The following is a 13,038-nucleotide window of genomic DNA, read 5'->3' on the forward strand; positions in this document are numbered from 1 at the left end:
GGGATGGTTAGAGGGAGGTAGGCTCCTCGATATCCTTGAAACCGAAGATATTGGCGCACCTGAGCGAGCAATGTACAAGCTCGCTCCCAAGCCCTATAAGCTTTCCAGATAGTTCACTATGAGCTTCAAATGACATTGAATACACATGGATACAAAGCCAAGGAGGATGCTTTATTGTTGGTTGTGGATCTCGTGCGTATTCCGGCGAACGTGACCGGTCATTCCGGTGATCGTGACCGATTTGCACACGGCCTTCACGCTGGAACGGGTTTTGTACTCTGAGCGGTCACGATGGGTCAATCGATACCGCGTTTTGAGCGTTAGCCTTTCTCAGTGATTCCCCCTTCAGATTGAGCCGGTGGGCGCCGTGCAGGAGCCGGTCCAGGATGGCGTCGGCGAGCGTGGCGGAGCCGATGTACTCGTGCCAGTGTTCGGTGGGTAGCTGACTGGCAATGAGCGTTGAACCACGTCCATGACGGTCCTCGATCACCTCCATCAGATCCTGTCGTTGCTGGGCATTGACCTTCTGCATGCCCCAGTCATCTAGAATCAGCAGATCGGTTTTCAACAGCTGCGTCATCAGGCGGGCGTAGCTGCCATCGCCGTGGGCGATCCGCACTTGCTCGAACAGCCGTGGCACCCGCAAGTAGCGGACGGATAGCCCTTGGCGGCAGGCCTGGTTGCCCAGGGCGCAAGCCAGCCATGTCTTGCCACAGCCGGTGGGACCGGTGATACACAGATTCAGCGATTGACCGATCCAGTCACAGCTGGCCAGGCCTGCCATACGGGAACGTTCCAGCCCTCGCGGGTGGCGATAGTCGATGTCTTCGATGCAGGCCTGCACGCGCAAGCGAGCAGCCTTCAGTAGCCGGTCCAGCCGACGGTTCTCCCGGTGCAGCACTTCCCGGTCTACCAGCAGGGCCAGGCGCTCCTCGAACGCCAGGTCATGGGTTGCGGGCTGCGCCCGCTGCTGTTCCAAGGCGTCGCACATGCCCGTTAGCTTGAGGTGGCGCAGGGTGTTGAGTGTGTTGTGAGTCAGCATAGGTCTCTCCGGGATCAGTGGTAGTAATGCGGGCCGCGAACGTTGGTGTGCGCCGGCAGGTCGGTCAGGTCACGCTCATCGTCGGCCAGAGGCAGCGGGAACTGGTCCAGCCCCTGTTTCAGGATCGAGGTGATGCTCTGGTAGCTGGCCGAGTTGATCGACAGCGCCCGGGCACAGGCTTGTTCAAGGCGTTCACGGCTGTAGCGCCGACTGAGACTCAGCAATCCCAAACAAGCGCGGTAGCCATGCTCTGGATGAGGGCGGTCCTTGAGCTGGCTCTGCACCACCTCCAGCGTGCCGGGGCCGATGTCCTTGGCCCAGTTGAGGAAGCGCTGCGGCGACCAGTCCTTGTGGGCCTGATGCGCCTTGGGCATGTGTTCGGTCAGGGTTACGAAGCGGCTCTTCCCGTGGCGGGGATGTAATGCCACCCGCTGGCCCTTGTGCATGACCTCCAGGGCGGTATCCGTTAACCGTACGTCCAGAACCAGCCCCACCAAGGCGTGAGGTACGCTGTACAGGCGTTTGTCGACCTCGATGTGGTAGTCGATGCCTGGCCTGGCCTTGCGCCATTCGGCGTAGGTATAGGGCGCTACTGGCAGAGGCCGCAGTGCCGGTCGATCAAGTGCGTCGAACAGGCTCTGACGGCTCTCGGTTCGACCCTGGAACAGGCGCTGGTTCAGGGCTGGTAGCAACGCTGCAATGGCGGCATTGAGTTCGGCCAGGGAGAAGAACATCTGATGCCGTAAACGGGCCAGGATCCAGCGCTCGACCAACAGCACCGACGTCTCGGCCTTCGCCTTATCCTTGGGCTTGTAGGGCCGTGCTGGCAATACCGCCGTCTGGTAATGGCAGGCCAGCTCAGCATAGGTCTCGTTGATCGTCGGACTGTAGCGGTCCGCCTTGGTCACCGCCGCCTTGAGGTTATCCGGAACCAGCAGTTCCGGTACCCCGCCAAAGAACCTGAACATCCTTTGGTGGGAGGCGATCCAGTCTGGAAGGCTCTGGCTCCAGGTAGCCTCGGCGAAGGTGTAACTGGACGCGCCCAGCACTGCCACAAAGACCTGGGCCTTGCGCACCTCACCGGTAGAGCGGTCCACCACCGGCACAGTAGGGCCGCAGTAATCGATAAAGATCTTCTCGCCAGCCCGGTGGACCTGTCGCATGCTGCGGCGCTGCCGGCCACGCCAGAGCCGGTAGTGGTGGCAGTACTGGCTGTAGCGATACGCCTTGTCGCCGTGGCGTTCTACGTATTCGGCCCAGAGCAGTTGCAGAGTGACGCCTTTGGTCTTGAGCTCTTGATGAACCTCGAAGTAGTCGGGCTCGGCAAAGCGTGACGGTGGCGCCTTGGCCGGGAACAGCAGCGCGTACAGCCGAACCTTGTCCAGGTCCTTCGGCAGTGGCCAGGTAACGCCCTGAACCTGGGCCAGGCTGACGTACTTGCCGACCACGCCCTTGGAGAGTCCGCAGGCACGAGCAATGCGCTCGTGACTGAGACCGGCTTCGTATTTGAGGCGCAAGACCTCGATGATCTGTCGCATGGAAATCCTCGCAGCCGGCATCCGCTCTTCCTCGTGAAAAAAGGAAGCGGTATGCGCGATTAAGTTGAAGAATTCCAGTGTGTTGGCAGTGATTCCGGGGGAACGTGACCGACGATTCCGGCATCGTGACCGGTGATTCCGGGATATCACCCAAAATCGGTCACGATAAAACGGAATGAGCGGTCACGTTAGCCCGGAACAGGCGGTCACGTTCAAACGGAATGGGCGGTCACGATGGGCCGGAATATGCAGCTCGAGGCAACGTGTTGGGAGAACCAGACAACGCCCGACAAAGAAGCTCAAAGCATCGATAATATGGAAATTATCGAACTGGGGTGCGCGCTGACAACCCGCGCGGGCAGGATATTGGATACTCGAAGCTTTTTGGTCAAGCCTGAAAGATATTCAACCTTAAGTAGTTTTTGCACGGAATTGACCGGCATAACCCAGTCAATGGTAGATACAGCATTAACTTTTCCAGAGGCGATTCAAAAATTAAATTTTTGGTTGGGGCAACCTACAAAAGATTTCATCTGGTGCAGTTGGGGCAATTACGATCTGAAGCATTTGACCGCTCAAAATGATCGTAGTGGGCCAGAGGCTTTCATTCTCAACTATCCCCATCTGAATCTAAAACGTCTATGGCGACGCACAACGGGACAGAGAAAGAAAACCGGGCTAACCAACGCGATGGCGTTTCATGATTTGGTATTTGAGGGCAATCATCATCGGGGGGTAGATGATGCTCGAAATATCTCAAGGCTTTTGCCCTTTATGGACTGGTCACTGGAGGAGGAATTACTCACTTTGCCGAAACCGGCCTTGAAAGAGTATCAATCTCCTCAACCCTAAGTGCCAGCCTCATTGATAATGCTTGTCTAGGGCGTGTGTGAATTGCGGGGTTGCCCTGAATCTCCAGCTATGTAATAAAATACCAGCTAGGTATCGATATCCGTTTTTCAGCTCTAGGCTTGCTCGTCAGAACGCTTCATCTGGCCCTTCTAGGCATAGACTTCAAACTCTCTTCTGGCCTCGATTGAATCAAATCCTTCAAATCGAGGTTAGGAATCGAACGGGCATTCGCAAGCATCCTCTCAATCATCCGCAATTGTTCAGCATTGTTTCTGGTTAGAACGATAATCTCCGCTTCAAGTCTTTCAATACGCTCTATAAGGGTGATATCTGAAAGAGAGATTTTAGTGTAGACCGCCGGGGTAGCCCCACGAAGTTGAGCCTTCCTTTTCTTATAGCAGGCCGCGATTCCTGCATAGCTTGATAGCGTTTGTCGGGTCGTCTTCAGCCCCATAGCTAATTCTAATTGTGAGACCAGAGCCTCCCAGGTCAGTTTTCCGGACCATTTTGTCAGCATGACCTCGATCTTCCGTTGCTGTTGCGCAGAAATCTTTGGGCTCGCCATATCACCCCTCCCCGCCTGATAATCCGAACGTCGAAAGCAAACTAATTAGCTGGGGGTTGGACGTAGAGCTTTTGTCATCAGATTGATCGGTAAGCAGTATCCGCAATTCCTCCTCCACGTCAGGAAGATGACAATGGCTCTTTGTGCACTTTTTTGTATCCACATCTGTAACGTGAAACTCACTCGCGCCTGGTGAATAGCGAATGATAGTGCCTTTTCTAAGGGTATTCATTAAATCAAGCAAGCTCGCCAAAACATAAGTATTTTTAGAATGAATAACAAACCATCTCTGCATGGCTATAGAAGACCTCATGCGCCTGTCAGCTTTTAAATTGTCGAGCCTTGCTACCTGTACTTGATAATCTTTTTGAAAGAGCTCTATCCCAGCGGCATCACCAGCAATATGACACGCAGCGGAACACATAAAGCACTGAGTAACGAAATCGTTGAGATACTCGCAAGGATTAAGATTAAGCTCTTGTGTACAGACTCCAGAAGATGTCACGGTTGCGGGCAAATTTGCTATTTGTTTGATCGACTCTCGTGCCACAACACGAATCTCCCTTTTTTTGGGGTCAGATTTGTCCATCACGGTACGCACACGTGCTGGTTGCTCCTCATGCCTACGGTGCAAATAGGCCTCCGTTTGTTCTTTGTCTTTACGACCCGACCAAGCCGTGATTATTTCGCGAGGGATATCGCTGAGCTCTGCAAGCGTGTTGCCGAAGTGACGAAGACTGTGCGGCTTCAAACTTAGACCCTCAAATCCATAACTTTCAAAAATAGTTACCCACCAATTTCCACCTCTCAGACGCCCAGTGATCTGACTCGAAAGTGAATGCATAGGGGTGATGTTATAGTGAGATCTTGACAACACCCGGCCGCCCGACCTCACGGCCGACCTTCCATATACCTGTGATCCTAATAAACAAAACAACGCGTTCTTCAGCCTGATTTTTCCTTCACTTGCAGCAAAAGAATCCGGAAACTCAGGTAAAAGCGTCGTCGTGAAATATCGAATCCAGTTGTCCTGTAACTCGCCAACGGTGATCGAGGTTTTACCAGCACAACCCAAAATCCTCTGTCCTTGAACACTCAAGGTCTGATAACCCATCAGCGTGGGAATGCTCAGATTTTGGGCTCGAGAATAAATGGATGTCGACAATAGATCATTAGATTCAAGCGCATGAATAGGTTTATCTGTGAAGCATGAGGGGACTTTGCCCCTTTTGTGAGCCGTTTGAGGAACACCGTGGCGAGGCAAAATGACTGGCACAATAGCGTCAACTTCGTAGAAACCGAGCGCATAACCTAACACGAACAGGTTTGGTACCGTATCGAAATTGAGATTACTACTTGCAGCATTAGATACTTTAAATCTCCCTAACAGCGTCCTAAGGCTTTGTCTGGGATTCTCGTAAAAACGGCACAGCACCCGAGCCGGCTCACAGGCGAGAAAGAAAAAATTAACTGCTCGTTCCACCTCAGGTGCTAAGGCCGCAAGTATATGGTTACGGTTGTTCTTGAATCCTTTACTCCCCGGCCAGTCAAGGTAGTAAACTTTACAATTTTCACTTTCTGAAAAGGTGTTAAGTTGCTGGCTGGGAATAAGAGGTAATTCGGCACTAATGCGATTGGGTGAGGCCAAACCCAACAACGCCGCTGTTGAAACAAAGGCATCGAGCATATTAATTTCGCTGCCCGTACTCACTGATCCGTTTTGACTGACTGTTTGAAATATTTGATGGTGAATAGTCCCTAGGGCCTGAATAACTTCAACCTTAGGCATGCTATCGACTCTAGAATCGAACACCGCGTGGCCTGTACGGTCACGTTTGTCCACAGACCGCGGTATTGATATTTTAGGCATCAAACCTTTTGCAATGCAGAATTCAATGAAGTTTGCTATACGATCCTGATGATGGTACAGGCTCATGAACTCAACCAAACTACTAGTGTTCTGTGAGTATAGCTCCCCCTGCATCTCCGACAATAAACGTCTAGCATATACGACTAATGCCTGCCTATGGCCTGCCGAAACCCCCATATTATTGACTTCAATGATCCAAATTTTAATAAGCTGATCATATGGATGGCGCAGTGCGTACTCAGATCTATTCCCAGCTCCCGCCTTCCCTTTTAATCCGTGCCTTCCACAGAGAAAACGGACCTTTCGACCGGTGTTAGGGTCAATGTGATACCAGACGAGATCACTCCATTGGGCCATCTTTTCTTCTGGACCACAAAACTGAGTTAGCTTTTGTTTTTGACACTCATGGATCAGCTTCTCAAGGCGGTCTAGATATTTATTTAACATCGAAAGCCTTTTGCTTTAGCAGAATATCGTCACAGAGAGCGATCGTAATTTTAATCCATTCGATCTGAGTTTCTAATCTACTAATACTCTTAGTTTCGAGAGGATTAATTAGAAATCTACGGTTAATGTCCAGTTTACTTTGAGCAAAATCCAATTCAGCCCGATGGTCAGCCTCGAGAAAGGGTCGGAAGTTCGGACACCCATAACAACCTAATGGCCTCCCTAGCTTAGCCACACAAGTATTGCAAGTCGGCTTGTTTCTAACGCCCCCAACTTCATTGAAAGAATGGCTTACAATTATCTCTTGCCCCTCCGGAGCGAGAGTGACCGACGCAGAAAAGGCCTGTTTGAGGAACTCATTACCCAAATAATTTTCATCGATCATCCGACGCGACTCATAGTCCATATCGATATAATGTCTGGCCGCCGGAATCGTCACACCTGTGATTCGCGCTAACTGCGCAACGGGAAGTCCTTGTTGAGCTCCTCGCGTCAGCGCGGTGTGGCGAATTCTGTTATTGGTCACAATGCAAGTTGTTGCCCTATCTGACGGCACAGTTAATCTAAAGGTAAGTTGTGCGTCAGATGCATGAAATAAGGTCGACTTAGATGTAAATGCACTCATGAATGTATTGAGGCAGGACACCTGCCAGCTAAACAATTCTAAGCTTGGGAAGATCGGCATATTGCTTGCCATATGTAAGAGGCTCTCTTGCTCAACCCTAAACCCGCAAGATTCCAGAAACAGATTCACCCCCCGCATATAAAGCTTTTTGTACTGAAGTAATGTCATAGACAGCTCTTCAGAAAGATGAAGCGGATAGCGCTCTGGATGAGACCTTGGTCCGCTACCTGCCTCTTTTGCATGATATACCCTAAGCTGTAATGTCGATGCACCCAGCGTACCTACTTCATTCATCACTTCAATATCATGGTTCTTAAAATTTGCTCCCGCTGGAATCAAATCGCACCACTTAAGCAGTGACAACTGAATGGGGCGCCTTACAGTCGCAATCATTAATTTGCTCGCAACAGCATTACAAATACGTCTGAAGACAGTCGTCCGGTAAAATGAGAGATTTGCTGGCTGTGACCAATCAATTGTAGCTAGAGTGTTATTTATCAATTTTGCTAGCTGATCGAACTCCAACTCTGTTAAGGCACCTTTGGCTGGATTAAGGAAATTACTGGATTCCCTATCCAGGTGATTCTTAGTAAATTCGTGATGACCAGCAAAATTTTTATGGCCTAGTTTTCGAAGCGTACCAAAAACCTGGTTAATGGTTTTTTTTTGATGAGTTGGCAATCCACTCCATTTAGACTTGAGCGCAGCGAGATCTGGGAAACCATTGACCAGATGCGGCTTGGAATTACAGACGACCCCCGAAACGGTGCTGGCTGCCTTCGTTCGGAGATAATGGATAAATACTTCCAAAAGCTGACGCCAATCTTTATCAGGCATAGGAGAGCTGTGTAGCCAATCAACAGAAATCAAATAACCTTTACTGGTTGATGGCAGAATCCTCCATTCGTTATCTAGGATGTTAACCTCCATACCAGATTTACAAATTACCATCAACGGTATTCCGTCTAATAAAAGGTTTTCCTTGCGGCGAATCTCCATGCTATTAATCATTCTTTTGATCCACTCGCTTTTGGTGTGCGGCGGAAATAGCTATGGCCCTCTCTGCTATTCGTTTTTCATTATAGATCTGATTCATACTGGTATTTGCGGACCAGCCCATAGCGTATTTACGAGCGTCTTCAAGCAATCGGTAATCTATTTTTAATTCAGCACCCTTTTTATCAAATGTTTCGTTCCATTTGTGCCTAAGAAGATGAGGATGAACATGCAATTTCAAGCTCTCAGACAGGCGCTTAAAGATCATATTTATTGATTTCAATGATAGCGGCATCCCCAATGTACCTCGGGATCCCTTCTCGCTCACAAAAATAAAGTCATGCTGCTCGGTACCGGGAATTTCACTTCTAACATGATTGATATAATACTTGATCTGCCCCATTAGATATGGAGAGATAATTGCTATATGAGACTTAGTTTTTTGTTTCGGCTTTTCTAAACGGTGATCATCATAATCTATATCTGAGCGGTAAACTTTTATCTGGTCAAAGCTTCCATAAAACTGGAGGTCTGAAATCTTCAGTTTGGCGAGCGCACCCCGCCGGATACCGCTTTGGGCTAACACGGACACTATCAAGTAGTTTCTAATCTTAGAACCTTTGAACGGATTATTCTCAGATGACGGGAGAATCATTTCTAACAATCGCACGAAATCTTGGTCCGATATAACAGAGTCTGTGATATTTGCTACTCGTTGCGGAACATTACTACTTAAGCTCTCCTCATCAAGTCTGATCTGAGAATAGAGCTTCTCGTACCGTTCAGAGACTATTAAGCTGACGCTAAAAGAATCGTGAAATTCCTGGAAAAGAAATTCGAGATAATTGCGCAGTCTCCTAAGTCTTCCTTGTTGAGTTTCGTTCGACACTCGAACAAGCTGGCGAGCATTCGCAGAAAGTGCATTGCGCATAGTCTTGCTGGAAACATATGGCACTGTGGATGTGGGTGTGCTTGGTTCGTTGTTCTTTTTGCTAGCCGAAGCAGTGTGAAACTGGAGGTACTCTCTTTGGCTTATAAATGTCCCTGAGAGAACCCTATCTGCAAGATCGATCTTTCGTTGAGCAAAGTAATGCAATACGAACAAAAGTTCTTGGGCCTTCCTCAGTTGCGTATTGAAAGCCCCGCCAAATTGCGTAGAGAGATAAGCAGTAGCATAAACGCTCGCGGGACAATCGTTTTCATCCGTAATTGATACGAAAGGGATACTGTTGAACTGGTATCGTTTGACTCTCATGAGTTTTATTAAAAGTATGGCCTGGCTTCCATTCCTATTCAGCCTATCCAGATAACGGAATTTGTCAAACAAAAACTGGGGCTTTCTGCCTACAGCTATCGACCAGGCGGGCCTAACCCCGGCTACGCTCTCCTTGCAAAAACTATATTGCCCATAATTTGCCACCGGACAGGCATACCATCACCTTGTCGCCGTCTTCGATCATATTGTAATCGGTCACCGCTTCCGCGGTCTGGCGGCGCAGGCGTTTCTGCAACTTGTTCTGGTTGACACTCAGGCTGGCCATGGCAACTCCGGCGAGAAAAACGCCTATTTTAGCCGGAAATAGCCGCGCTAAAAAACAAAACCCCCGGCGACTTTCCATCGTCCGAGGGCTTTGCTTGAGTTTTACAGCAGTTTTGACAGGTGTCGCTGGCTAGCGAAGGTAGATCGGCCCTACGCCCATACCCCAGAAAATGACCGATGTAGCGATCATCGCCACCAGTACAACAAGACCGACGGCGAGAATCGAGCTGGAGAACATGAAGCCCTCCTCCGGTGGAATATCCATGAAAATCGGAATGCCCTGGTACAGCAGGTAAACGGTATAGCTGATGGCGGCAGTGCCTACCAACATGGCCAACCAAAGGCTCGGATACAGAGCCGCGACGCCGGCAATAAACAGTGGCGTGGCGGTGTAAGCAGCAAACACGATGCAATCACTGATAGAAGGGCTGGAATCATAAGTGCGCGCCATCCAGTGAATGAAGGCGCCCATTACCGCGACACCAACCAGCATCGCCAGATAGGAAAGAACCGTCATGGACAGTGCGCTGGCAGTGGTCAGTTTGACCGCTTCAGTGGTGCCGATCGCCCAGCCCACCTGGGTAGTACCGATATAAGCCGATACCGCCGGAATGGCAGCGAGCAGTAGCACATGAGTCAGGTACATGTGGCCTATGGTTTCTTCTTCACCCTTGATTTCCTTCCATTCCTGGTCAGGATGGGTGAATAACCCCACTACGTGGTGGATCATGGTCAGTTCTCCGAAATTATTATTCATTCCCGCGGTCCTGACCTTTTTCACCTCTGATTGCAGTGGTGATGTAGCGCCGGCAGCGGGTGTCCAGGTGCGACCGTTTGCCGCATTCCCTTGCCATCGACTATAGACAAATTTGTTGCCAATGTGCTGCTTTGCTTAGAGTGATTCGCAACTTCAAGCTTTCCCGTAATAGCGTTGGAGTATTAAGAAAGCCTGATTCACCGCCTGAATGTTCGCCGTCTCGCCGCCCTTGTCCGGGTGATGCTGTTGCACCAGCGATCGATAGCGCCGCTTGACCTGCTGGGCGCTGGACGGCACTGGCAACTCGAATACCCCATGCGCCTGCGCAAGCTCATCCTCCGGGACCGAGAAGGGTCCCTGACGAAAGCCCTGAAGCAATTGCTCTACATCGTCGCCCTGGGTGGTCAGCCATTGATTCCAGTCCAGATAGTAGGCGCGCAACGGGTCTGGCGTGACGATGCCATCGACCCCACCCCGCCGCGGCAGCAAACGGATCCGCAACGCATGCACCTCAATTTCCAGACGCTCATTTGCCAGCCGATCAGATAACCGATGCAGCACATGAAACAGGAGAAAATGCGCCTGAAATAAGCTCAGTGGCTCGCGCAGCACATCTGGAGCGGCGAACAGGGAGTCGGGGAACATCGTCGCCAATTCGCGAATCAGGGCAAATTCGTCGATGCCGTTCGGTCGCGCTGCCAGCAGGGTCAGCAGCTCAGCCTCGAAACCGGCAGGGAGTAATGCGTCGGGAGTGATATCAGCCATGCCGCCAGTCTAGACCAAAGCCTCGGCCGCCCCAACCAATGGCGGCCAAGCAAGACGGTCATCATACTGAAAAGAAGTCGCCATCAGTTTGTCATCACTATGCCGTATCAATAACGTCTTTCACAATCCAAGGATAAAGACATGAAAAAGTGGATGATGGCCACCAGCACCGTGGCGCTGATTGCCGCGCTCGCCGGCTGCAATTCTGGCAGCAATGATGACGATGATGATGGCGCTGCCGTTCCACCCCCTGTTACCGAACCCGTCATTACGCCTGAGAGCATTGCACTGAGTTTCCAGGGCCGCTACAGCTCCAACGAGTTTGGTGTCAGCGCCGCTGAAATTCCGGTGTATGATCCTGAGAACCAGCAAATTTTCGTCGTCAACGCGCTGAATGGCAGCGTTGATGTGCTCGACGCACGTGACCTGGCCAACCCGGCGCGGACTGGCAGCCTGACAGTCGAAGACATCGCCGCCGGCGCTGTGGTCAACAGCATTGCCTACCACAATGGCTTTCTGGCCATCGCTATTGAGGCGGCCAACAAGACCGACCCTGGCTTTGCCGCCATATACGATGCGACGACGCTGCAACTGATCGACTCGACCCAGGTAGGCGCGCTGCCCGACATGCTCACCTTCACACCCAACGGAGAGTATCTGCTGGTCGCCAACGAAGGCGAACCCAGTGATGACTACAGTGTTGATCCCGAAGGCTCAGTGAGCATCATTGCACTGGACGGCGGCACCATGGGTGACGTGCGCACTGCCGGCTTCAGCGCTTACAACACGCAAGCCGACGCGCTGCGAGATGCTGGCGTGCGCATTTACGGCCCCGGTGCCAGCGTTGCCCAGGACATGGAACCTGAGTACATCACCATCGCCACCGACAGCAGCACCGCCTGGGTAGCGCTGCAGGAAAACAACGCCCTGGCCAAGATCAATATTGCCGACGCCCAGGTGACCGATATTCTGCCGCTAGGCTTCAAGGATTACGGTGTTGCCGGTAATGGCATCGATGCCAGCGACGAGGACAGCGTGCTGAACATCAGCACCTGGCCGGGCGTGGTGGGTATCTATCATCCGGATGCCATCGCCAGCTATAACCTGGAAGGCAGCACCTACATTGTCACCGCCAACGAAGGCGATGCCAGAGCCTGGGGCGAAGACAATGACCTGTACTGGGCCGGTGATGCCAGCCAGGGCTTTGTTGAAGAGTTCCGCGTCAAGCATCTGGTGCATGCCAACGGCTTTGACCGTCGCGCCGGTGATGACCTGCCTCCGCAGTTGCGTGAGCTGGGCGCTGGTGCCCTGCTGAATCCGGACGTCTTCGGCTACTGCGGCGCTTCTGCTGGTGAGCCTGGCGATTGCCGTGAGGATGACGTCCTCGGCCGTTTGAACATCACCTGGGTGGATGGCTACCGCAAGAACAGCGATGGCAGCCCGGTCATGTTCGACACCACCGGTACCGAGAATCCCGCTGGTGATCGTCTGATGTACGACAAGCTGTACTCCTACGGCGCTCGTTCATTCGCGATCTGGGATGAAGACGGTGCTCTGGTATGGGACTCCGGCGATCAATTCGAGCAATATCTGGCCAGCGCCGACTGCTTTGCCGGCAGCAACCGGGATATTCCCTGCGTGGACTACTTCAATACCGGTCACGATGAAGGCGATGCCTTCGACAGTCGCAGCGACGCAAAAGGCCCCGAGCCTGAAGGTATTGCACTGGGTCAACTGGGAGACAAGACCTTCGCCTTTATTGGTCTGGAGCGCATGGGCGGCATCATGGTTTACGATATAACCGACCCGCAGGCGCCGGCCTTCGAAGACTACTTCAGCACCCGTGAAGACTTCCTTCTTGACCCGGAGACCAACCTGGCAGCAGTGGGCGACCTGGGCCCGGAAGGTTTGTATTTCGTACCCGCTGCAGACTCCCCAAGTGGTGAAGCTCTGCTGGTGGTAGGCAACGAAGTTAGCGGCACCACGGTGATCTATCAGATAGATCAGCTGTAATACCGAATAACCTGTTCGCGCCGCAGTG

Annotated in this window: 10 protein-coding genes and 1 pseudogene; 2 read left to right on the plus strand and 9 right to left on the minus strand. The window is 51.7% G+C overall.

Annotated elements, in window-relative coordinates:
• Positions 1-286: 286 nt before the first annotated feature.
• Both istB and istA read right to left on the minus strand, forming a co-directional pair.
• Positions 287-1,042: an IS21-like element helper ATPase IstB gene (istB, locus tag EAO82_RS15370; RefSeq protein WP_153274255.1), complete on the minus strand. Its 756-nt coding sequence runs from the start codon at positions 1,040-1,042 to the stop codon at positions 287-289.
• 14 nt (positions 1,043-1,056) lie between these two features.
• Entirely contained in the window at positions 1,057-2,601 is a 1,545-nt protein-coding gene (gene istA / locus EAO82_RS15375) for an IS21 family transposase (protein ID WP_174958648.1), read from the minus strand.
• 294 nt (positions 2,602-2,895) lie between these two features.
• Between istA and EAO82_RS15380 the strand changes: the two genes are divergently transcribed.
• The gene (locus EAO82_RS15380; RefSeq protein ID WP_218838620.1) at positions 2,896-3,432 is read left to right on the plus strand and encodes an exonuclease domain-containing protein; all 537 of its coding nucleotides are present in this window, start codon (positions 2,896-2,898) and stop codon (positions 3,430-3,432) included.
• Between the two features lie 136 nt (positions 3,433-3,568).
• On the opposite strand, the gene EAO82_RS15385 is transcribed toward EAO82_RS15380, so the two are convergent.
• From EAO82_RS15385 to EAO82_RS15410, 7 genes and pseudogenes are all read right to left on the minus strand, one after another.
• Positions 3,569-3,997, minus strand: a complete 429-nt coding sequence (locus tag EAO82_RS15385) for a hypothetical protein (RefSeq protein WP_096346915.1) — start codon at positions 3,995-3,997, stop codon at positions 3,569-3,571.
• Between the two features lies 1 nt (position 3,998).
• Positions 3,999-6,314: a hypothetical protein gene (locus tag EAO82_RS15390; RefSeq protein ID WP_096346916.1), complete on the minus strand. Its 2,316-nt coding sequence runs from the start codon at positions 6,312-6,314 to the stop codon at positions 3,999-4,001.
• Positions 6,304-7,950, minus strand: coding sequence for a hypothetical protein (locus tag EAO82_RS15395; RefSeq protein WP_231703224.1), 1,647 nt, complete (start codon positions 7,948-7,950; stop codon positions 6,304-6,306). The genes EAO82_RS15390 and EAO82_RS15395 overlap by 11 nt, the downstream gene beginning before the upstream one ends.
• Entirely contained in the window at positions 7,943-8,866 is a 924-nt protein-coding gene (locus tag EAO82_RS15400) for a site-specific integrase (RefSeq protein ID WP_231703225.1), read from the minus strand. Before EAO82_RS15400 ends, EAO82_RS15395 begins: the two co-directional genes overlap by 8 nt.
• Before the next feature lie 481 nt (positions 8,867-9,347).
• A pseudogene (locus EAO82_RS20825) lies at positions 9,348-9,476 on the minus strand (tRNA 2-thiocytidine(32) synthetase TtcA); the annotation flags it as partial.
• Between the two features lie 129 nt (positions 9,477-9,605).
• A complete protein-coding gene (locus EAO82_RS15405; RefSeq protein WP_096346932.1) occupies positions 9,606-10,205 on the minus strand; it encodes a Yip1 family protein in 600 nt (199 codons plus the stop codon).
• Positions 10,206-10,385: 180 nt separating this feature from the next.
• Positions 10,386-10,997, minus strand: coding sequence for a DNA-J related domain-containing protein (locus tag EAO82_RS15410; protein ID WP_096346918.1), 612 nt, complete (start codon positions 10,995-10,997; stop codon positions 10,386-10,388).
• 141 nt (positions 10,998-11,138) lie between these two features.
• On the opposite strand from EAO82_RS15410, the gene EAO82_RS15415 reads away from it, so the two are divergent.
• Positions 11,139-13,010, plus strand: a complete 1,872-nt coding sequence (locus tag EAO82_RS15415) for a choice-of-anchor I family protein (RefSeq protein WP_096346919.1) — start codon at positions 11,139-11,141, stop codon at positions 13,008-13,010.
• Positions 13,011-13,038: the final 28 nt, after the last annotated feature.

Origin of the sequence: Halopseudomonas pelagia, assembly GCF_009497895.1 — a bacterium.
Lineage (GTDB): Bacteria > Pseudomonadota > Gammaproteobacteria > Pseudomonadales > Pseudomonadaceae > Halopseudomonas > Halopseudomonas pelagia_A.

Excerpts from the sequence above, each read along its gene's own strand:
- istB (WP_153274255.1), bottom strand. The coding sequence starts at position 1,042 with ATGCTGACTCACAACACACTCAACACCCTGCGCCACCTCAAGCTAACG.
- istA (WP_174958648.1), bottom strand. The coding sequence starts at position 2,601 with ATGCCGGCTGCGAGGATTTCCATGCGACAGATCATCGAGGTCTTGCGC.
- EAO82_RS15380 (WP_218838620.1), top strand. The coding sequence starts at position 2,896 with ATGGAAATTATCGAACTGGGGTGCGCGCTGACAACCCGCGCGGGCAGG.
- EAO82_RS15385 (WP_096346915.1), bottom strand. The coding sequence starts at position 3,997 with ATGGCGAGCCCAAAGATTTCTGCGCAACAGCAACGGAAGATCGAGGTC.
- EAO82_RS15390 (WP_096346916.1), bottom strand. The coding sequence starts at position 6,314 with ATGTTAAATAAATATCTAGACCGCCTTGAGAAGCTGATCCATGAGTGT.
- EAO82_RS15395 (WP_231703224.1), bottom strand. The coding sequence starts at position 7,950 with ATGATTAATAGCATGGAGATTCGCCGCAAGGAAAACCTTTTATTAGAC.
- EAO82_RS15400 (WP_231703225.1), bottom strand. The coding sequence starts at position 8,866 with ATGCGCAATGCACTTTCTGCGAATGCTCGCCAGCTTGTTCGAGTGTCG.
- EAO82_RS15405 (WP_096346932.1), bottom strand. The coding sequence starts at position 10,205 with ATGATCCACCACGTAGTGGGGTTATTCACCCATCCTGACCAGGAATGG.
- EAO82_RS15410 (WP_096346918.1), bottom strand. The coding sequence starts at position 10,997 with ATGGCTGATATCACTCCCGACGCATTACTCCCTGCCGGTTTCGAGGCT.
- EAO82_RS15415 (WP_096346919.1), top strand. The coding sequence starts at position 11,139 with ATGAAAAAGTGGATGATGGCCACCAGCACCGTGGCGCTGATTGCCGCG.